Origin of the sequence: Aliiroseovarius sp. S2029 (genome assembly GCF_023195575.1) — a bacterium.
Taxonomy (GTDB): domain Bacteria; phylum Pseudomonadota; class Alphaproteobacteria; order Rhodobacterales; family Rhodobacteraceae; genus Aliiroseovarius; species Aliiroseovarius zhejiangensis.
Genome location: NZ_JALPQE010000005.1, coordinates 167,240 through 187,096, shown reverse-complemented (window position 1 = coordinate 187,096; position 19,857 = coordinate 167,240). Strand labels below are relative to the sequence as shown.

Below are 19,857 nucleotides of genomic sequence, written 5' to 3'. Positions count from 1 at the left end.
GGTTCAGCTTGTGGCGGCGCCGGCGGCCAGAACGGTCACGGCGCGACGGTTCTTGGCATAGCACAACTCGTCCGAGCAGATTTCAAGCGGACGTTCCTTGCCGTAGCTGACCGTTTGCAGCCGGTTCGGGGCAACGCCACGTTCGATCAGGAAGTTCTGCACCGCAGACGCCCGGCGCGCACCCAGCGCAAGGTTGTATTCCCGCGTGCCCTGTTCATCCGCATGGCCTTCGATCACGGCGGTATAGGCGGTGTTTTCCATCAGCCAGGCCGCCTGCTTGGTCAGAAGGTCGATGCCTTCGGGGCTCAGCGAAGACTGGTCAATCGCAAACAGCACCCGGTCCCCGATGGTCTGCTGGAAATAGGCGGGCGAACGCGGGTCGGACGGGCTGCCCGCGACGAAATCACCCGACGCGCCTGCCGCCCCGTATTGGTCGCCAAGACGATTTTTCGAACAAGCCGAAAGCGCCAGTGCGCCCACAACCAGCGTAGCAATTGCAATTCGTTTCATGGTCGTTCCTGTGTCCATTCTGTTGCCCGCCCTTCCTGTCGCGGCGGGCATATTGTTGCTCGTTGCCGCAATCCTAGCAGCAAAAAAGCGGTTTGGAAACGGATCGGCGTTTGCCCGTTGGCGCGCGCCGATCCCTGCGCAGATTTGCGCTTACTTCAACAACGGCGACCAGGCCGGGTCCGAGGCCGCCCCTTCCGTCACCACCCGGCGCAGGTTGCGGCCCGAAATGTCAACGGAGTACAGCGACGGCGCCCCGGTTGCTCCCTGGCTTTCGCGGGTGAACATGATCACCCGCCCGTTCGGCGCCCAGGTGGGGCCTTCGTCCAGGAAAGACGCGGTCAGCAAGCGTTCTTCCGACCCGTCGGTGCGCATGACGCCGATATGGAAGCGGCCCGCGTTTTGCTTGGTAAAGGCAATCAGGTCACCGCGCGGCGACCAGACAGGTGTGCCATAGCGGCCCTGCCCGAAGCTGATCCGCGTTGCCTCGCCCCCGCCCGCGGGCATGACATAAAGCTGCGGCGTGCCGGACCGGTCGCTTTCAAACACGATCTGGCTGCCATCGGGCGAATAGCTGGGCGCGGTCTCGATCGACGGCGTGGTGGTCAGGCGGCGCGGGTTGCCGCCGTTGATGTCCATCGCATAGATATCCGTGTTGCCACCCGCCGACAGCGAATAGACGATGGTGCGGCCATCCGGCGAGAAACGCGGCGCGAAGGTCATCGTGCCTGGCTGTTGCGACAGGGCCTGACGACCGACCGTGGCCACATCCAGCACATAGACCTGCGGGAACCCGGTTTCATAGCTGGTATAAAGCACCTTGTCGCCGGTGGGCGAGAAGCGCGGCGCCAGCACCAGCGCCGAACTGTCGGTCAGATACTGGACATTCGCCCCGTCGTAATCCATCACCGCCAGCCGCTTGCGCTTGGCGTTCTTGGGGCCGGTTTCGGCCACGAAGACCACGCGGCTGTCGAAATAACCGCTTTCGCCGGTGATACGGCTATAGACGATATCGGCCACTTTATGCGCCACCCGGCGCCACGAGCCGATGGCGCCCGAGAACTGAAGACCCTCGCCCAACGGCTGGCCGGAGAACACGTCATAGACACGGAATTTCACATTCAGACTGTCGCCCGAGGCCGACACGGCCCCGGTAATCAGGGCCTGCGCATTGATGGCCTTCCAATCCGCATAGGCAATCGGGCTGGCAAAGCTGGTGATGCCGGACACGAACGCGTCTGCCGGAATTTCCCGAAACAGCCCGGTCCCGGACAAATCCGCCGCCACCACCCGCGCGATGGAGCGGGCATATTCTGCCGCCGCGCCGTTCTCGGCCTGAAAATCCGGCACCGCGAACGGCAAGGGTTCGATCACCCCATCGGTGATCTCGATCCGCAACGGACCTTGCGCCACCGCCGGGCGGGGTTGCACCACCAAAGCGGCCGTGGCCAACAGCAGCAGGGCCATCATCGTCCCCGTCGCTCGTTCGAGGATCAGTTTCTTGAGTTTCGCGCTCATCCGACCAATTCCCTCTTCATTTGTTTCACCCGGTTCTTACACGTTTCCTTGCGGCCACCGGCAGGGGAGAAATTTGAAAAACTCTCCTCTCCGATCACCGCCATAGCGCAGGAGGCATGAACCTCTTGAACACCTGTCTGCGCTACGAAATCAGATATGTTGCCGTCTGTCAGCCCGCTTCCGGGCATGATGGCGATGCGTCCGGCGGCATGGCGGATCATCGCTTGGATTCTCTCTGCCCCCTCGACCGCGGTCGCCGCCCCGCCCGAGGTCAGCACACGCTCAAACCCCATCGCGATGGCCTGATCCAGCGCCGCCAGCGGGTCCGGCACCACGTCGATCACCCGGTGCAGCGTTGCCCCCAACCCTTCGGCTGCGGCCAAAAGCAGGCCAAGCACAGCGGTGTCCAAGGTGCCATCGCGCTTTTGCGCGCCAATCACGACACCGGCCAAATCAGCTTCTTTCACCGCCGCGATGTCATCCAACATCACCTGCACGTCCGCATCCGAATAGACAAACAAGCCAGAGCGGGGGCGGATCATCGCATAGCATGGTATGTCCAGCCGCGATACGGCCACCATCAACCCGGCGCTTGGTGTCAGCCCGCCTTCCGAGAGCGCCGCACACAGCTCGATCCGGTCCGCGCCTCCCGCTTGGGCGGCGATGGCCCCGTCGATCGTGTCGACACATATTTCGAGCGTCCGAGGCGTCATTTGATCCTCATATTCTCGGGGTTGAAAGTCATTTCGATTTCGCGCCACTGGCCGTATTTCTCGGCGGGCAGGTCAAAACCACTTGCTCCACAGCGGATGATGGCACGTCGCGCTGCCTGGAACGCGGTATTCGCGGCCCCTTCGGACGGACCATCCCATGACGCCAGGCGGATGCCTTCGGGTTTGCCGTCACGGCTCATCGAAACCATGACGACCACGGTGGTCGACATCGCATCGGTCGAGCTTGATCCAAGGTTCCAGCAGCGGCTGACCGCCACGCGCAACCCGTCCTTTTCGCCACGCGTCAGCGGCGGACCTTCCGGCACGTTCTGTGCGGGCGTGTCGGTTTCGCCCCCCGCCACCTGTTCCGCCACGGCGGCGGCCACGGCTGCGGCATTGTTGGCGGGCGCGGGGGCCTCGGTTGGGGTTTCGACCGGCGTTTCCGGCTCGGCGGTTTCCACGGGCGCGGGCCGGCTTGGGCGGTTCTTCGGCCGAGCCGAGGTCGCGGGGGCCAAGGATGGATCCTCCACCGGCTCTTCGGCCTCGGTCACAATCTCGGTCGCGGCTTCGGGCGGCGCGGTTGGCGTTACCTCTTCCGGCAGGGGTTCCGGTGTCGGTTCGGGCGAAGGTTCGGGGGCTTCGACCACCTCTGGCGCCTCCTCGACCGGCGTTTCCGGCTCGGGCGCTGGGGTCGGTGCGACACGCGGCGCGGGCGCAGGCGGCGCGGTTTCGGGTTCCACGACGGGTTCCGGCTCTGGTGTCGGTTCCGGTTCCGGGGCTGGCTCTGGCGCCGGCTCCGGCTCGGGTGCGGGTTCAGGCTCGGGTGCGGGTTCAGGCTCGGGCGCAGGCTCCGGTTCGGGCACAGGCGCAGGTGCGGGCGCAGGCGCGGGTTCTGGCTCGGGTGTCGGACGTGGCGCAGGCGGCGTGTCGCCTTCGACGGCAGCTTCACCTTTCGGCGCACTCAGCGCGGCAAATTCGTCTTCCGAGATGATCGACACATCGGACACCTGCACAAGCTGCTCGTCGCTGGACCAATTGAAGGCCCCGCCGAACAGCACCCACAGGATCAGGATCCCGTGGACAGATGCCGAGATGTAAAGACCTCTGCGCATGACCCTGCCCTAATTGTCCGTGCCGGTCAGACTTGGCCCGCCACCTTCGGTCACAAACCCGATCGAGGTGAAGCCAGCCGCATTCAGCGCGCCCATCACTTTGGCGATCGCGTCCCATGCCACCTGCCCGTCAGCGCGTAAAAACACCTTGTTGTCGCTGCGTTCAGCCGCCACGGCGCGCAGTTTCGGGATCAGATCATCGCCTGCAATCTCGGTCGTTTGCAGGAAGATCTGGCCCTCTTCGGTAATGGTGATCGCCAGCGGTTCTTCTTCTGGCGCATCCAGTGATTTGGCGGCGGTCTTGGACAGTTCCACCGGCACGCCGACAACCATCAGGGGGGCCGCAACCATGAAGATGATCAGCAGCACCAGCATCACGTCCACGAAGGGGGTGATGTTGATCTCGGCCATCACGCGGCGATGTTTGCCGCGACGCCGCCCGCGACGGGCGCGGCGATCCGCCCCCCCGCTTTGTTGCACACCCGCGCCCATATCAGCTGTCCAACTGACGGCTGAGGATGGTGGCGAACTCGTCGGCGAAGGCTTCATAGCTCGCGAGGATATTGTCGCTGTCCACGCTCAGCTTGTTGTAGAACACAGCGGCTGGAATCGCGGCCAGAAGGCCCAGACCGGTCGCCAGAAGTGCCTCGGCAATACCGGGGGCAACGACGGCGAGGTTGGTGTTCTGCTGCTGCGCAATCTCGACAAAGGCGTGCATGATGCCCCAGACGGTGCCGAACAGACCCACGAAGGGCGCAGTCGACGCGACGGTTGCCAGAAAGCTCAGCCCCTTGTTCAGTTCTTCGCCTTCCTTGGCGATCGCCACATCCATTGACCGGTCGATGCGGGACTGCGCGTTGGCGATCAGCCCGCCATCAGGGCGGTGCGAGCGGCGCCATTCCAGCATGCCCGAGGCAAAGACCTTTTCCGCCGACCCGCCGGGATTGGGGCCGATCTGGTCGAACAACTCGTCCAGCGGCTCGCCCGACCAGAACTTGCGGTCGAAGTCGTCGGCATCCGCACGGGCGCGCCGATAGGCCATGTGTTTCGTGATGATGATCGCCCACGACCAGATCGACGCCGCAATCAACAGCAGCATCACCAATTTGACCGTGAAAGTTGCGCGAAGAAATAGGGCGAGAAAGGAGAAGTCGATCTCCGCCGCCGCCTGAAGCGTTTCCGTTTCCATATGTCTGCCTCTGTACCGCCACCTCTTTGGGCAGCTTTTCTGCATGTTTCATAGCGGATTGCCACGGGGAATGCCATCAAAACCGCGTCATCGGCAGTAAAGTCGTGGGGTCAGTGGACCAAACGGCGGATATTTGCCGGAAGCCGGGCGGGTTGGCCGGTGTCAGACACGCAGACAACGGTGACGATGGCTTCAAACAAACGCTCTTGCCCGCGTTTCACCACCTGTTCCATCACCAGCCGCGCGCCAGTGACCTGCTGAACAGATGTTTCAACCTGCAACTCTTCGTCAAAATGCGCCGAGGACAGGTAGTCGGCTTCGATGCGCCGAACGGCGAACACCAATCCGTCCTCACGCATCGCGTTCTGGTCGATCCCGATCTCGCGCACCCAGTCTGACCGCGCCCGTTCGATATAGCGCAGGTAGTTGGCGTAATAGACGATCCCGGCCATGTCGGTGTCTTCATAGTAAACGCGGATGGGAAAACGGTGCATCGGGGCCTCGTGGTGCTGCTTTGCCCGACCCTAGCCGCGCAGGGGATAGTCTGCCAACCGCTCATATCGCGCGCCATCCGGGCGCAGGTCCGAGCGATAGAGCGACAGCGTGTCCAGCGTGACGGTCGGGTAGCGGATGGCGCCATGGGTTTCCAGCGCGCGGCCCAATGCAGACAGATCGTCAGCCGTGGGCGTGCGCGGCAGGCGTGCCAGCGTCACATGCCCACGAAACCGCCGATAAGGCAGCTTGATACCCGCGCGGCGCACCGCTTGCGCAACCTGTTTGTGCAGCGCGTCCACGCCTTCGGCACGGATCGCCAGAACAGAAGGCACAGCCCCACCCATCGTCGTCAGACCGGCCAGATCAACCGGAATGGATGGGGCACGCAGCACCTCCAGTTCAGTGTTCAGGTCATCAAGCGCCTCGACGGGCTGTTCCTCAAGAAACGCAAGTGTCAGGTGGATGTTTTCCTCGCGCACCGGGCGCCCGACCCTGAGCCGGGCGGCAAAGCCAGCAAGCTGCGCGGACAGATCATCCGGCAGGGGAAGGGCCAGAAAACAGCGCATTTAGTTCGGCCTCGTGTCCGAAGTCGCGTGCACCTGCATTCGCGCCAAAATCCTGAGCGCATGGGACGCGTCATCTGCCGCCACCGGCAAGACCGGATCATAGGCCGCTTTGATCAGCCCTGCGATTTCCGGGCGCAGGATGGTCTGCCCCTCGGGCAGAAGCGCCAGCGGGCTTTGGGTGGAGAAGGCCGTATCGCTCCACAACAGGATCGCCTGAACGGCCTGCGTCAGGGCAATCGTTTCCGCCGGTTGATCCACCATCGCGCCCTGCATGCACACAAAGGTGAAACAGGCCTGGATGGCGTTCTGATCATCAAACCGAAAGGCACGGTAGTTCGTCGCACCGCCTGCTTTCAGGCGGGCGACCAACGGGTCCAGATCGGGGATCATTTCGCCCAGCTTCGGCACGTCGAGAAGCTCGTCCCAATCGCGGAAGAAAAAGACCATCAGATTGGCGCCCAGCTCCGGGTCAGTCTCGGCCATCTTGTGTCCGGCCAAGGTGACCACCGCCTCAATCGCGCCTTTCGCGACTTCAAGCGTGGCGTCGTCCACCCCGAACACAACCGGCACGATGGGGCGGCCCCAGCGGGCGAAGGTGAAATCACCACCCGCGCGGGTGAAATGGGCGGTCACGTCTTCCGGGGTCATGAGGGGGGCGGTCATCTGGCGTCTCCTGATCTGTGGGGGATGTCCCGCAAATAGGCGCGCGTTTCAAGGGTCAACCGTCGAAAAGTTGCCCCTGTGCCGAGCCATCCGTTGAGGAGGTCGGCGCGGTCAGGCCCAGATGCCGCCACGCAATCTGCCCCAGCATCCGCCCGCGCGGGGTGCGTTGGATCAAGCCTTGTTGCAATAAGAACGGCTCGATCACCTCTTCCAGCGCATCACGGCTTTCCGACAGGGCGGCTGACAGGGTTTCAATGCCCACCGGCCCGCCGCCATAGTGTTCCGCCATCAAACCCAGATAGCGCCGGTCGGCCCCGTCCAGCCCCAGATGATCAACGCCCAGCCGGGTCAGCGCATTGTCGGCCAGATCGCGGGTGATGCGCCCATCGCCTTCGACCACCGCGAAATCGACCACGCGCCGCAACAGGCGCCCGGCAATCCGCGGCGTGCCACGGGCACGTTTCGCGATCTCGCGCGCGCCATCTTCGTCGGCGGGGGCGCCCAGCTTGACGGCGTTGCGGGTGACAATCTCGTGCAGTTCATCCACGGAATAGAATTGCAGCCGCACCGGAATACCGAAGCGGTCGCGCAGGGGCGTGGTCAGAAGACCCAACCGCGTCGTCGCACCCACCAGCGTAAAGGGTTGTAATTCGATCCGCACGGTGCGCGCGGCGGGGCCCTCGCCGATCACCAGATCCAGTTCGAAATCCTCCAGCGCGGGATAGAGCACTTCCTCGACCACCGGATTGAGCCTGTGAATTTCGTCAATGAACAGCACGTCATTGGCTTCCAGATTGGTCAGGATCGCCGCCAGATCGCCCGCCTTGGCCAGCACGGGGCCCGAGGTCATGCGGAAATTCACGCCCAGCTCACGCGCCATGATCTGTGCCAGCGTGGTCTTGCCCAAACCGGGCGGGCCGTGGAACAGCACATGGTCCATCGCCTCGCCCCGTTTGCGGGCGCTTTCGATGAAGATGCGCAGGTTGGCCCTCGCCTCGGCCTGACCGATGAAATCGCCCAGCGTTTGCGGACGCAAGGCGCGGTCGGCCTCGGTTGCGTCCTCCGGGCGGTGCGCGGGGCGCAGGGTCGGGTCGGGTGAATTGAGGGGGTCAGAGGCGGTCATGGGTTCTTTCTAGCCCCCTACCCTTTCGGCGCAAGAAGTTTCAGCGCGGCACGGATCAGGCCGGTGGTGTCCAGCGCGGGGTCTTCGCCAAGCGCCTGCGCGACGGCAGACGCGGCTTCACCGGGCGCATAACCCAGATTGGTCAGCGCCGACAGCGCTTCGGATTGCGCGGCGGCATGTCCCGTTGGCGCCGGTGCGGCAACAGGGGCGGCGGGAGCTGCCGGGTCTATCACGTCATCCGGCGTCGCGTCAGCCGACGCGGCCCCGACCTGACCCGACAGCGCCATCACCGACGCCGCCTTGTCCTTGAGTTCGTTCACCACCCGCTGCGCCGTTTTAGGCCCCAACCCCTTTGCAGCCTTCACCGCGTTCCAGTCCCCCAGCGCAATCGCGCGGCTGACCCCGTCCGGCCCCAGTGTGCTGAGGATCGACATCGAGGCTTTTGCGCCGATGCCCTGAACGCTCGTCAACAAGCGATGCCATTCTTTCTCGACCAAAGTGGTGAAGCCAAAGAGTTGCAGATTATCCTCGCGCACCAGAAGCTCGGTATAAAGCGCGACCGCCTCGCCGGGGCCGGGCAGGCTGGCCATGGTGCGGTCCGAGACATAGACCAAATAGCCCACCCCGCGCACGTCGATCAGCACGTGATCCTCGGCGCGATAGTCGATCCGTCCCGCGATTTTTCCGATCATGCGCTGGCCTTTCTGAGCGCCGCATCCAGCCGCCCCGCATTCTGGGCATGGAACGCATGGCAGATTGCGATGGCCAGCGCATCGGCGGCATCCGCGCCCGTGATCTTCACGCCGGGCAGTTGCATCTTGACCATATGTTCCACCTGCACCTTGTCGGCATGTCCCACCCCCACCACGGCCTTCTTGACTGCGTTGGGCGCGTATTCCCCGATGGGCAACCCGGCTTTCGCAGGCACAAGAAGGGCGATCCCGCGCGCCTGCCCCAGTTTCAGCGTGGCGACAGCATCCTTGTTCACAAAGGTCTGTTCGACGGCGGCCGTATCGGGCGCAAATTCTGTCAACACATCCGACAACTGGTCGTAAAGTGACAAGAGCCGTGCGGCCAATTCGCCGGTGCGTGAATGGCAGATCCCGTTGGCCACATGCGACATCCGCGTGCCATCCGTGTCGATCACACCCCAACCAAGGTTGCGAAGTCCCGGATCAATCCCGATTACGCGCATGTTGTGTCCTGCCCTGCCCGTCGCCCGCACGCCTGTGCGGTGCTTTTGTTGCCAACCGGACTAGCACGAAACAAGAACATGCACCAGAATCTTTTGCGCAGCCTAACGTTTCTTGTCCACCGGACGAGGAGCGAAAAACTGCGGCTTTCATACCACAGCGCGGGCCACCGGACAGAATGTCGCGGGTCGGGCAACGACCAATCCGGCCTGTTTTCGACCCCGCATATCCCGATTGCGACCCGTTGCAGAAAACGCATAGGAGTCATGCAATTTGCGGGCTTGCTGACCCGGAAAATCGGGCCTAGATGCCCGCCGAAGCAATCAGGCGAACCGCCGTAATCCAACCTGTGAAGGAGCAAAAAATGGCTGCTTTCGAAACGACATATATCCCTGTGAACGGTGCGTCCTTCGGCGGCCGTTTGACCGCTGTGTTCCACAAGCTGGTGGCCACCGTCACCACCTGGAACGATGCGCGCATGACCCGCAACGCACTGTCCAAGCTGAGCGACCGCGAGCTGGACGATATCGGGCTGTGCCGCGCGGACATCTATTCGCTGTAAGCCACCACTCAAACGAAAAGCCCGCGCCTATCGGCTGCGGGCTTTCTGCCCCGCCCGGCCCTGGCCGCGCGGGGTTTTCTTTTATGGGGTGCCTAGTCCAGCGTCAGCGCGACGAAACGCGGATTGTCATCACGGCGCACCAAAAGCAGCACCGATTTGCGCCCCCCGTCCTTGGCGGCCTCCAGCCGGCCTTCCAGCGCATCGATCGAAGTCACGGCTTCCTGCCCGGCTTCGGCCACCACGTCGCCCGCCCGAATGCCCTTTTCAAAGGCTTCGCTGTCTTCGTCGATGTCCAGCACCACAAGACCTTCGGCTGCCGGGGGCAGATTGAGGTCCATGCGGCGGGTGTCGTCCAGTTCACCCAAAGTCATGCCCAGCACCTTGCCTTCTGCGGGCGCTTCAGGCGTGGGCGCGTCGGGGGTTTCCCCAGAGGCAGTGCTGGCGTCTTCGCGACGACCCAACGTGATCTTCAGGGTCTCGGTCTGACCATCGCGCAGGATCACCACGCGCACAGCTTTGCCCACGGGTGCATTGCCGACGATGCGCACAAGCTCGCGCGTGTCCGTCACCTCGGTCCCGTCAAAGGACAGGATGATGTCGTTGGGCAGAATGCCGGCTTCTTTCGCCGGTCCTTCCGGCACATCGGTGATCAGCGCGCCGTTGGTGCTGTCCAGGCCCATCGCCTCGGCAATGTCATCGGTGATGTCCTGGATGCGCACACCCAGCCAGCCGCGACGGGTTTCGCCAAATTCCTTCAACTGGTCCACCACGCGTTTCACAACCGCAGACGACATCGCGAACCCGATCCCGATCGAGCCGCCATTGGGGCTGAGGATCGCCGTATTCACGCCGACCACTTCGCCATCCATGTTGAACAGCGGCCCGCCCGAGTTGCCCCGGTTGATCGCCGCATCGGTCTGGATATAGTCGTCATAAGCGCCCGACAATTCGCGGTTGCGCTGCGACACGATCCCGGCCGACACGGAAAAACCCTGCCCCAGCGGATTGCCGACCGCCATCACCCAATCGCCGACACGCATGATGTCGCTGTCACCGAAGCTGACGAAGGGCAGCGGCTTGTCGCTTTCGACTTTCAGAACCGCAATGTCCGTGTTGGGGTCAGTCCCGATCACGGTGGCAGGCAGTTCGCCCCTGTCACCAAAGAACTCGATCATGATCTCGTCCGCGCCTTCGATGACATGGTTGTTGGTCACGATGAACCCGTCTTCGGAAATCACGAACCCCGACCCCAGCGCCTGGCTGCGGCGCTGGCGGGGCGCGTTGTCATTCGGCCCGCCCGGGTGGTTGCGATCCAGGAAATCGCGGAAGAAATCCTCAAACGGGCTACCTTCGGGGATCATCGGCTGATTGCCGGTCCGTTGGGCGATGATGGTTGATGTGGTGATGTTCACCACCGCCGGGCTGACCTGTTCGGCCAGATCGGCAAAGCTGTCGGGGGCGCCGCGCGCCTCGGCCCGCAAACCGGATGCCAGGATCACGGCCAGCGCCATGATCAGCCCGACTAAAGCGCGCATGCCCCACATCTGGTTCCGGGTGGGGGAAATTGCCTGCACTTTCACACCTCTCTCCTTTCAAGAAACTGTTTCGGACCTTCGCCCGTCAAAGAATAGTGTCTAGATAGGAACCCTAAAGCGCAACGCAAAGTTCCTGAACAGTATTCACTGCCATGTGAACGCCTGTAATGCGGCGTGACGCGCGGGAACGCGCGCACCGGCCGTGCAGCCGGACCTAGCCATAGAGCGCGCGGGCCTGGGCAAAGGATATAAGCTGTTGGCGCTGCGTGTCCCACAGGTGCAGCCGCGCGCAGGACAGGCTTTCGGGGATGGTCATGCGGTTGGCCTGGGCCAGTTCTGCGTGGTCGCGCAGAACTTCGGTCAGGCGATAGAAGGGGATGCGGCTATAGAGGTGATGCACGTGGTGAATGCCGATATTGGCGCTGAACCATTGCAGGATCGGCGGCATGATGTAATGCGAACTTCCCTCAAGCGCCGCATCATGCAAATGCCAGTCTGCCTCAACGCTCCAATGCGTGTCTTCAAACTGATGCTGCACATAGAACAGCCACATCCCCGCTGTGGCCGCCAGAATTGTGGTCGGCAGGAAAATAAGCAGAAGCGCCGCGAAACCGCCGAAATACCAGATCGCGCCCAGCGCCGCGACGATGGCAAGATTGGTGCCCATCGCGCTGATCCAGTATCGGGCACTGTTCATCAGGCCAAACGGCAGGCGGTTTTGCAGAAGGAACAGATAGCCCGGCCCAAACCCGAACAGGATCAGCGGATTGCGATAGAGACGGTATCTGAGGCGCTCGAACCGCGACAGCGCGTTGTATTCGTCCACCGTCAGGGTCACGATATCGCCGATCCCCCGCTTGCCCAAATTGCCCGCCGAACTGTGATGGATCGAATGGGTGCGCCGCCACACCGCATAGGGCGTCAGGGTCAGAACGCCGATTACCCGCCCGACCCAGTCGCTCAGCGCGCGCTGCCGGAAAAACGACCCGTGGCCGCAATCGTGCTGGATGGTGAACAGGCGCAGCAGAAACAGCGCGTTCACGGTAGAGATGGCAAGGGTCAGCCACGGGCTGATTGACATCGACATCCAGGCCAGCCCCCACAATAGAAGGAAGGGACCGATGCTGACGGCAAGCTCGAAACTGCTGCGCCAGGTGCTTGGTTCGCGATAAGCGGACAGGGTCTTGACCCAGTCTTTCGCGGTTTTCGTGTCGTCGATGGCGTGCGGAAAGTCCGGGATATGTTTCATGGGCCTGCTTTTTAAAGAATTGGGGCAGCGATATACCACCTGCCCGACATAGCAAGCGAATTGTGCAAATCACCGTAAGTGACACGTAAAACGGGAAACTTGGCCCTGTGCGCGGTCACGTCCGCGACAGCCATACCAGCACGACGCCCAGCGCCAGCGCAAGCAGCCCGATCAACCGGCGCTGATCACGCGACATGGCGGCCATCATCGCGACCAGATCGTCCAGACGCGAAGGGGCCAGTGCGAACACCAGCCCCTCGATCACGAGCACAAGCCCGATCCCGAACACGATGGTCGAGATCACCGACCCGTGTCCGATTTCAGATAGTCGAAAAACTCGCTGTCCGGTGTCAATACCATCGACGAGTTGCCCCCGACCAACGAGTTTTCATACGCCTCAAGCGACCGCAGAAAGGCATAGAACTCTGTGTCGCGGCCCAGCGCCTCGGCAAGAATACCGTTGCGGCGGGCATCGGCTTCACCGCGGATGATCTGAGCCTGCTTGCGCGCCTCGGACACGGTTTCGACCACGGTCCGGTCTGCGGTTGCCCGCAAACGCTGCGCAGCTTCGTTGCCGCGTGCGATCTGGTCTGCTGCCAGACGCTGGCGTTCCGCTCGCATCCGCTCAAAGGTCGCTTCAAGGTTTTGCTTGGGAAGATCGGCGCGTTTGATACGCACGTCGATGATTTCAACGCCAAGAGACATCGCCTGCGTGCGCGCCTGATCACGGATCTGGTTCATCAGCAGAACCCGGTCAGCGGACAGGACCGCATCTGAATTCACTTTACCCAGAACCTCACGCAGTTCTGCGTTCAAGATCCGCTCAAGGCGCGGCTGTGCCCCGGCAATCGCACTTGCGCCGACTGCGCGGCGGAACTGCTTGGCATCATGAATGCGCCAACGCGCGAAGGCGTCCACCTCAAGCCGTCGGCTGTCCGCCGGAGTGACTTCAAGCTTGCTGGTTTCCAGGGGCAGAATCCGACCGTCATACTTAACGATCTCGTGCAGCACCGGGATCTTGAAATACAGACCCGGATCGGTGATCTCGGCCTGGACCTCACCAAACCAAAGCCGCAGCGCGGTTTCGCGTTCATCGACAATATAGACAGCCTGCAAGGCGCCAAACAGCAGAGCCACAACGGCGATAAGGATGATTTGAGTGCGTTTCATCAGTTCGCCCCCCCGTCCGTTGTTTGCGCCGGTTTGCGTGTCAACTCGTTCAGCGGCAGATATGGCACCACGCCCCCTTCACCCCCAACGCCGTCGTCAATGATCACCTTGTCCACGCTGCGCATAACTTTCTCGATCGTCTCAAGATACAGGCGTTTGCGCGTGATATCCGGAGCCTTCGCGAATTCATCGTAAACAGCGACGAACCGGGCGGCTTCGCCTTCGGCCTCGTTCACCACGCGGGCGCGATAACCTTCGGCTTCTTCCAGAAGCTGCGCGGCTTCACCACGGGCCGCGGCAACCACGCGGTTGGCATAGGCATCCGCTTGTTTCTGCAAGGTGTCGCGGGTCTGTTCGGCAGCCTGCACTTCGCGGAAACTGTCAATCACGTCCTCGGGCGGGTCAGCCTTGTCAAAGTTCACACGCACGATGTTCACGCCCGATTGATACCCATCCAGGGTCAACTGGATCAGTTCCTCAAGATCCTGCTGGATGATACCACGATCCGAGGTCAGGATCGGCGCCAAACGAGACCGCGCGACGATCTCGCGCATCGCCGATTCCGATACCGCCCGAATGGTGTTTTCCGGATCGGCAAGGTTAAAGACGAACTTCTCAAGGTCAGAGATGTTCCAGACCACCTGATAATCGATATCAACGATGTTTTCGTCCCCGGTCAGCATCAGCCCTTCATTGGGCCCATCACCGATGTTGATGATGTTCTCACGCGTCACCGGATAGATTTCCTTGGTGACGATCGGCCAGGGGGCGAAGTTCAGACCTTCCTGCCCAACGCCGTAGCGTTCCCCGAACAGAAGCTCGACCGATTGCTCGGATGTGTCGACGCGATAAAAGCTGGCAAACACCCAGACCGCAACGGCAACCAGCGCGACCAGCAGCATTGATCCGCGCCCGAAGCTGGGGCCACCGGCGTCGCCGCCTGCCCCGCCGCCACGGCGTCTGTCGCCGCGACCGCCCATCAGGACGCGCAACTGCTCTTGTCCCTTTTTCATCAACTCGTCAATTTCGGGCATTTGCGGCTGATCCTTGCCGCCACGGTTGCCGCCACCGTTCGAGGGGGGACGCCCGCCAGAGCCGCCACGGTTTCCACCGCCGCCCCAGGGGCCGCCATTATCGCTGGCCATCTGGTCCTGTTCCTTCCACGTAAATGGTTTCGTCGTCATACCTGACCCTTTAAGGGCCGGATTTCAAGGCAAAGGGCGCGCGATCTGTCCCCTTTTGAGTTGAATTTCCTGTGCTTTCACCTTTCGCCCCCCAATCGGGGCTTAGTCGCTGCGGGTTGGCGACTTCATCAGCACGATTTCTTCGGACATCGTGGGGTGAACGGCGACGGTGCGGTCGAAATCCGCCTTGGTCGCCCCCATCTTGATCGCGACCGCAGCCAACTGGATCATTTCGCCCGCCCCTTCGCCCACGATGTGACAGCCCAGCACCTTCTGCGTTTTCTGGCTGACCACCAACTTGAACAGCACCCGTTCATGCGCGTCGATGAAACTTTTCTGCATCGGACGAAAGACGGCGCTGTAGACATCGATTTTCTCGCGCGCGCGGGCGTCTTCCTCGGACAGGCCCACGGTGCCGTATTCGGGCTGCGTGAACACGGCCGAGGCGACGTTTTCATGATCGGGTTTGGTCGGGTTGCCCTTGAACACGGTTTCGACGAAAGCCATGCCTTCACGGATCGCCACAGGGGTCAGCGCGATGCGATCAGTCACATCGCCCACCGCATAGATCGACGGCACCGCGGATTGGCTGTAGTCGTCCACCACGACCGCACCATTTTGCGACAGCTCGACACCCAGATCTTCCAGCCCCAGCCCGTCGGTGTTGGGCACGCGCCCGGTGGCAAACAGAACCTGATCGAACATTGCTTCGCGCCCGTCCGTGCCCTTGACCCAGATCGCCCCGTCCCGGCGTTCCATGCGCTCGATTTCAAGCCCGACATGCAGGTCAACACCGTTTTCGCGGATCTGCTCGGCCAGCAGGCCGCGCACCTCGTCGTCGAAGCCGCGCAGGATTTGTGCGCCGCGATACCACAGCGTCGCCTGGCTTCCCAACCCGTTGAAGATGCAGGCAAACTCCATCGCGATATAGCCACCACCGATGATCAGGATACGCGCGGGAAACTCGTCCAGATCGAAAATCTCGTTCGACGTGATGCCCAGATCGGCCCCCGGCAGATCCGGCACGAAGGGACGCCCACCAGTGGCAATCAGGATGTGTTTTGCGGTAAATGTCTCGCCCGTCGACAGTTCGACCGTATGCGCATCGGTCAGCTTGGCACGGGCGTGAAAGATATCGGCCCCCGAATTGCCAAGGTTCTTGGTGTAAATCCCCTCCAGCCGCTCAAGCTCGGCATGAAGGGCCGGGCGGAAGGTGCCGGCCCAGTCGAACTCACCGCGTGCATTGCCCTGCCAGCCATAGGCACGGGCTGCATCAGAGGCCGGACCGTATTGCGAGGCGAACACCATCAGCTTTTTCGGCACACAGCCCCGGATCACACAGGTGCCGCCCATGCGGAACTCTTCCGCCAACGCGACCTTGGCACCGCCTTCGGCCGCGACACGCCCTGCACGCACACCGCCCGAACCGCCGCCGATCACGAAGAGGTCATAGTCAAATCCGCTCATATCCATCCGCCTTTCCTGCCCCCGCCATACCGTCGGGGTGCAAATCACATTGCGGCAGAAGCTATGAGCAACGCCGCCGGGTTTCCAGAGCCGGAAATGTCACATGGTTCACGTTTGCGCGTGTCTAAGCCGTGTAGAGGTGTCAGATATCTGCAAAAATGTTTGCACTGTCGGCAAACTCGATCCGCTCTTCCTCGTGGGTGCCTTCGTTGATGTCGATCACCTCGACCCGGCCATCGCCATGGCCGATGACAACCGCGTCGCAAATGTCGATGAACAACCCGTTCTCGACCACCCCCGGGACCTGGTTCAAAACCATCGAGAGCTTGCGCGGATCCTGAATGCGCTTCAAATGCAAGTCGATGATGTGGTTGCCTTCATCCGTGACGAAGGGCACACCGCCCTTTTCACGCAGGACTGCCTTGCTGTCCAGAACGTCCATCGCGGCCAGCAGTTCCTCGACCAGCCCCTTGGTGGCTTGCAGGCCGAAAGGGATGACCTCGATCGGCAAGGGGAAGGCGCCCAGCACGTCAACGCCCTTGGTCGGGTCCGCGATCACCACCATCCGGTCGGACGCGGTGGCGACGATCTTTTCCTGCAAATGCGCCCCGCCGCCACCTTTGATCAGGCACAGGTCGGGGTCGTATTCGTCGGTGCCGTCAATGGTCAGGTCCAGCCACTTGGCCTCGTCCAGCGTGGTGACGGTGATCCCCACCTGCCGCGCCAGTTCCGCCGTGCGGGTGCTGGTCGGCACGCCGGTGATCTTCAGCCCCTCGCTGCGCACCCGTTCGCCCAAACAACGCACCATCCAGGCGGCGGTGGACCCGGTGCCAAGCCCCACGCGCATCCCGTCTTCGACATACTGAACCGCCCGCTTGGCTGCGACGAATTTGGCGGTGTCGATGGGTGAGAGTTCTCCGGACATGGCAGCGATTCCCCTTGTGGCGCATGTTTCGAGTTGTCAGCGTTATAAAACGCATGGTCCAGACTGGCGAGAGGGGAACACAGCACATCGCCAATTTTTGCCGCCTGGAGACCGCCGGCGCCACCGGGTGGACATTCCCCCCCTCATCGCCCAATGCTGGCGCAACGATTTCCGGCAAGGGCTGCACACATCGGATGAGCAGATATGTCTATATGGCGCTGGGGTGGTGCGCGGTGGCGCTGGGGCTGATCGGAGTGATCCTGCCCGTCTTGCCCACCACGCCTTTCCTGCTGGTGGCGGCCTTTGCCTTCGGCAAGGGCAGTCCAAAGGCGCGCGCCTGGCTGATTGACCACGCCCATTTTGGCCCGGCGATCAAGGATTGGGAGGAGCGCGGCGCGATCTCGCGCCGGGCAAAAACACTGGCGGTCTTCATGATGGCGCTGGTCTTTGTCGTGTCGCTGATCCTTGCTGCGCCGCCTTTGGTCCTGCTGGCACAGGCGGTTCTGATGGGCGCGGGGGCGGCTTTCGTGCTGACCCGGCCGGACTGACGCAAAAAGCGTCGTTTTTGCGCGGACATGCGCGCATGAATTGATCACTCTGATCCAACTTGCAAACGCACGAGGTCGCCATGTTCCTGTCTGTCTTCGATATGTTCAAAATCGGGGTTGGCCCCAGTTCGTCCCATACGATGGGTCCGATGGTCGCGGGCGGACGGTTTCTGGATCATCTGCGCGCGCAGCCCTTCAAGGTGCATGGGTTGCGCGCTTCTCTGCACGGGTCGCTCGCGTTTACCGGTGTGGGACATGCCACCGACCGGGCCACCATTCTGGGATTGGCCGGATTTCTGCCCGACACTTACGACCACGCGCGCGCCGAAGCCACCCTGGCCGAGATCGCGCGCACCGGGACCGTGCATCCCGAAGGGTTGGACCCGCTGGAATTCGCACCCAAGACAGACCTTTTGTTCGACTATGAAACCCCCCTGCCCGGCCATGCCAACGGGATGCAACTGATGGCCACCGACGCCCAAGGCGACGTGGTGGTGCGCGAGACCTATTACTCCATCGGCGGAGGCTTCGTCGTGACCGAAGCAGAACAGGCGCGCGAAGCCGTGATGGACGCGCGCGATGCAAAACGGCACCCCTATCCGTTCGATACCGCCGCCCAGATGCTTGAGATGGCGCGCGAGTCGGGCAAAACAATCGCCGAGATGAAGCGCGCCAACGAGTTGGAGCATATGGGACCGACCGAACTGGCCGAAGGGCTGGACCGGATCTGGGAGGTAATGAATGCCTGTATCGAGCGGGGGCTGTCCACCGATGGCACCTTGCCCGGCGGTCTTCTGGTGCGCCGCCGCGCGAAGGCGATCCATGACAGCCTGATGGCCGAACAGGGGATGAACCTGTCCGCCCCGCACATCATCAACGATTGGATGAGCGTCTATGCCATGGCGGTGAACGAGGAAAACGCCGCGGGCGGTCAGGTCGTGACCAGCCCGACCAATGGCGCGGCGGGCGTTCTGCCAGCGGTGGTGCGATACTGGCTGAACCATGTGCCCGGCGCGGTGCCGTCACGGGTGCACGAGTTTCTGCTGACCGCTTCGGCCATCGGCGGGATCGTGAAGCACAACGCCTCGATCTCGGGCGCTGAAGCGGGGTGCCAGGCCGAGGTCGGATCGGCCAGCGCGATGGCTGCTGCCGGGCTATGCGCCGTGATGGGGGGCAGCCCCATGCAGATCGAGAACGCGGCCGAGATCGCGTTGGAACACCACCTTGGCCTGACCTGCGACCCGGTGCGGGGACTGGTGCAAGTGCCCTGCATCGAACGCAATGGGCTGGGTGCGATCAAGGCGGTGTCCGCGGCCTCGCTGGCGCTGCGCGGCGACGGCACCCATCTCGTGCCGCTGGACGCCTGCATCAAGACGATGTTCGAGACCGGGCAGGATATGTCGGAAAAGTACAAAGAGACCTCGCTGGGCGGTTTGGCCGTGAATGTCCCGAACTGCTAGGCTTCAGCCGCGTCACCGCCGGCGGTCAACGCCGCAATGGCATCCGTCAGATGGGCGCGCGGCAGGATCACCAGAAGCCCCGGACCATCCGCCGCAACCGTGACCCTGGGCGCGTTGGTTTCGTTTGACGTGCCGATCATGCCCCAGGGCGACATCTGAAGACCCTCGACCGGCCAGACCAACCCGGCGCCCTGCACCGTCACCTGCGCCATGGGAAACAGGGAAAACCGCGTGCCAACCGGCAGGGACATTTCCAGCGGGCGGGACAGGTGAAAACAGATATCCACCTCGCCCACCAGAATCACACGCTTTTCCGGCAGCCGCACAAGGGTGTTGTAGCAGGCCAGTTCATGATCCAGCCGCTTGCCCATGAACCCCACGCCCAGGACCAGCGGCGCGTCGATCAGGTCCAGCGTCTTGTGAAAGTCGGTGCGATTCTGGTCCGGGGTCTCGATGAACCGGTCTGCGCCAATGGTCTTGCGCGCCTGGTCGGACACACTGTCCATATCACCCGCCACCGCCACGGGGACATACCCCAGTTCCAGCGCCTGATCCGCCCCGCCATCGGCGGCCACCAGGTCGGGCGCTAGCTGCAAACACTGCGCAAGCGTCTGTGGTGTGACCGCCCCACCACCCAACACGGTCACATTGTGAGAAAATTGGCGAAAATATCTCATT

At 62.6% G+C, this 19,857-nt stretch carries 23 protein-coding genes; 3 read left to right on the top strand and 20 right to left on the bottom strand.

The features are described from left to right. Positions 1 to 3: 3 nt before the first annotated feature. From pal to ruvC, 12 genes are all read right to left on the bottom strand, one after another. Entirely contained in the window at positions 4 to 510 is a 507-nt protein-coding gene (pal, locus tag MUY21_RS11890) for a peptidoglycan-associated lipoprotein Pal (RefSeq protein WP_191285503.1), read from the bottom strand. 150 nt (positions 511 to 660) lie between these two features. Beyond that, positions 661 to 1,977: a Tol-Pal system beta propeller repeat protein TolB gene (tolB, locus tag MUY21_RS11885; RefSeq protein ID WP_248410739.1), complete on the bottom strand. Its 1,317-nt coding sequence runs from the start codon at positions 1,975 to 1,977 to the stop codon at positions 661 to 663. A gap of 44 nt (positions 1,978 to 2,021) precedes the next feature. After that, positions 2,022 to 2,738 (bottom strand): copper homeostasis protein CutC, encoded by a 717-nt coding sequence (locus MUY21_RS11880; RefSeq protein WP_248410578.1) that lies wholly within the window; start codon positions 2,736 to 2,738, stop codon positions 2,022 to 2,024. After that, positions 2,735 to 3,850 carry a hypothetical protein gene (locus MUY21_RS11875; RefSeq protein ID WP_248410577.1) on the bottom strand — a complete coding sequence of 372 codons (1,116 nt, stop codon included), beginning with the start codon at positions 3,848 to 3,850 and terminating at the stop codon, positions 2,735 to 2,737. The genes MUY21_RS11880 and MUY21_RS11875 overlap by 4 nt, the downstream gene beginning before the upstream one ends. Positions 3,851 to 3,859: 9 nt before the next feature. Continuing rightward, entirely contained in the window at positions 3,860 to 4,342 is a 483-nt protein-coding gene (locus tag MUY21_RS11870) for an ExbD/TolR family protein (protein ID WP_248410576.1), read from the bottom strand. A gap of 1 nt (position 4,343) precedes the next feature. Next, positions 4,344 to 5,039 carry a protein TolQ gene (tolQ, locus tag MUY21_RS11865; RefSeq protein ID WP_248410575.1) on the bottom strand — a complete coding sequence of 232 codons (696 nt, stop codon included), beginning with the start codon at positions 5,037 to 5,039 and terminating at the stop codon, positions 4,344 to 4,346. 110 nt (positions 5,040 to 5,149) lie between these two features. After that, positions 5,150 to 5,533, bottom strand: coding sequence for a tol-pal system-associated acyl-CoA thioesterase (gene ybgC / locus MUY21_RS11860; RefSeq protein ID WP_248410574.1), 384 nt, complete (start codon positions 5,531 to 5,533; stop codon positions 5,150 to 5,152). Between the two features lie 30 nt (positions 5,534 to 5,563). Next, a complete protein-coding gene (gene thpR, locus MUY21_RS11855; RefSeq protein WP_248410573.1) occupies positions 5,564 to 6,100 on the bottom strand; it encodes an RNA 2',3'-cyclic phosphodiesterase in 537 nt (178 codons plus the stop codon). Then, positions 6,101 to 6,763, bottom strand: coding sequence for a hypothetical protein (locus tag MUY21_RS11850; protein ID WP_248410572.1), 663 nt, complete (start codon positions 6,761 to 6,763; stop codon positions 6,101 to 6,103). It abuts the gene before it with no gap. Positions 6,764 to 6,818: 55 nt separating this feature from the next. Next, positions 6,819 to 7,886, bottom strand: coding sequence for a Holliday junction branch migration DNA helicase RuvB (gene ruvB / locus MUY21_RS11845; protein ID WP_248410571.1), 1,068 nt, complete (start codon positions 7,884 to 7,886; stop codon positions 6,819 to 6,821). A gap of 17 nt (positions 7,887 to 7,903) precedes the next feature. Further along, a complete protein-coding gene (gene ruvA, locus MUY21_RS11840; protein WP_248410570.1) occupies positions 7,904 to 8,578 on the bottom strand; it encodes a Holliday junction branch migration protein RuvA in 675 nt (224 codons plus the stop codon). Then, positions 8,575 to 9,081 carry a crossover junction endodeoxyribonuclease RuvC gene (gene ruvC / locus MUY21_RS11835; RefSeq protein ID WP_191285493.1) on the bottom strand — a complete coding sequence of 169 codons (507 nt, stop codon included), beginning with the start codon at positions 9,079 to 9,081 and terminating at the stop codon, positions 8,575 to 8,577. The genes ruvA and ruvC overlap by 4 nt, the downstream gene beginning before the upstream one ends. Positions 9,082 to 9,443: 362 nt before the next feature. On the opposite strand from ruvC, the gene MUY21_RS11830 reads away from it, so the two are divergent. Continuing rightward, positions 9,444 to 9,641, top strand: coding sequence for a DUF1127 domain-containing protein (locus MUY21_RS11830; RefSeq protein ID WP_248410569.1), 198 nt, complete (start codon positions 9,444 to 9,446; stop codon positions 9,639 to 9,641). Between the two features lie 92 nt (positions 9,642 to 9,733). Here the strand turns inward: MUY21_RS11830 and MUY21_RS11825 are convergent, their stop codons facing one another. The 7 genes from MUY21_RS11825 to rpiA form a co-directional block, all read right to left on the bottom strand. Next, the gene (locus tag MUY21_RS11825; RefSeq protein ID WP_248410738.1) at positions 9,734 to 11,176 is read right to left on the bottom strand and encodes a Do family serine endopeptidase; all 1,443 of its coding nucleotides are present in this window, start codon (positions 11,174 to 11,176) and stop codon (positions 9,734 to 9,736) included. Between the two features lie 214 nt (positions 11,177 to 11,390). Beyond that, entirely contained in the window at positions 11,391 to 12,425 is a 1,035-nt protein-coding gene (locus tag MUY21_RS11820; protein ID WP_248410568.1) for a fatty acid desaturase, read from the bottom strand. Positions 12,426 to 12,540: 115 nt separating this feature from the next. After that, positions 12,541 to 12,726, bottom strand: a complete 186-nt coding sequence (locus MUY21_RS11815) for a DUF2065 domain-containing protein (RefSeq protein ID WP_248410737.1) — start codon at positions 12,724 to 12,726, stop codon at positions 12,541 to 12,543. After that, entirely contained in the window at positions 12,726 to 13,595 is an 870-nt protein-coding gene (locus MUY21_RS11810; protein ID WP_248410567.1) for a protease modulator HflC, read from the bottom strand. Before MUY21_RS11810 ends, MUY21_RS11815 begins: the two co-directional genes overlap by 1 nt. After that, positions 13,595 to 14,740: an FtsH protease activity modulator HflK gene (gene hflK / locus MUY21_RS11805; RefSeq protein ID WP_248410736.1), complete on the bottom strand. Its 1,146-nt coding sequence runs from the start codon at positions 14,738 to 14,740 to the stop codon at positions 13,595 to 13,597. Before hflK ends, MUY21_RS11810 begins: the two co-directional genes overlap by 1 nt. Before the next feature lie 141 nt (positions 14,741 to 14,881). Further along, positions 14,882 to 16,252 (bottom strand): glutathione-disulfide reductase, encoded by a 1,371-nt coding sequence (gene gor / locus MUY21_RS11800; protein WP_248410566.1) that lies wholly within the window; start codon positions 16,250 to 16,252, stop codon positions 14,882 to 14,884. A 136-nt stretch (positions 16,253 to 16,388) separates the two neighbouring features. Further along, positions 16,389 to 17,171 carry a ribose-5-phosphate isomerase RpiA gene (gene rpiA / locus MUY21_RS11795; protein ID WP_248410565.1) on the bottom strand — a complete coding sequence of 261 codons (783 nt, stop codon included), beginning with the start codon at positions 17,169 to 17,171 and terminating at the stop codon, positions 16,389 to 16,391. Between the two features lie 194 nt (positions 17,172 to 17,365). Between rpiA and MUY21_RS11790 the strand changes: the two genes are divergently transcribed. Then, positions 17,366 to 17,719: a YbaN family protein gene (locus MUY21_RS11790; RefSeq protein ID WP_248410564.1), complete on the top strand. Its 354-nt coding sequence runs from the start codon at positions 17,366 to 17,368 to the stop codon at positions 17,717 to 17,719. Positions 17,720 to 17,799: 80 nt separating this feature from the next. Beyond that, positions 17,800 to 19,179 carry an L-serine ammonia-lyase gene (locus tag MUY21_RS11785; protein ID WP_248410563.1) on the top strand — a complete coding sequence of 460 codons (1,380 nt, stop codon included), beginning with the start codon at positions 17,800 to 17,802 and terminating at the stop codon, positions 19,177 to 19,179. Here MUY21_RS11785 and MUY21_RS11780 read toward each other — a convergent pair. Then, a complete protein-coding gene (locus MUY21_RS11780) occupies positions 19,176 to 19,856 on the bottom strand; it encodes a thiamine diphosphokinase (RefSeq protein ID WP_248410562.1) in 681 nt (226 codons plus the stop codon). The genes MUY21_RS11785 and MUY21_RS11780 overlap by 4 nt on opposite strands. Position 19,857 lies beyond the last annotated feature (1 nt).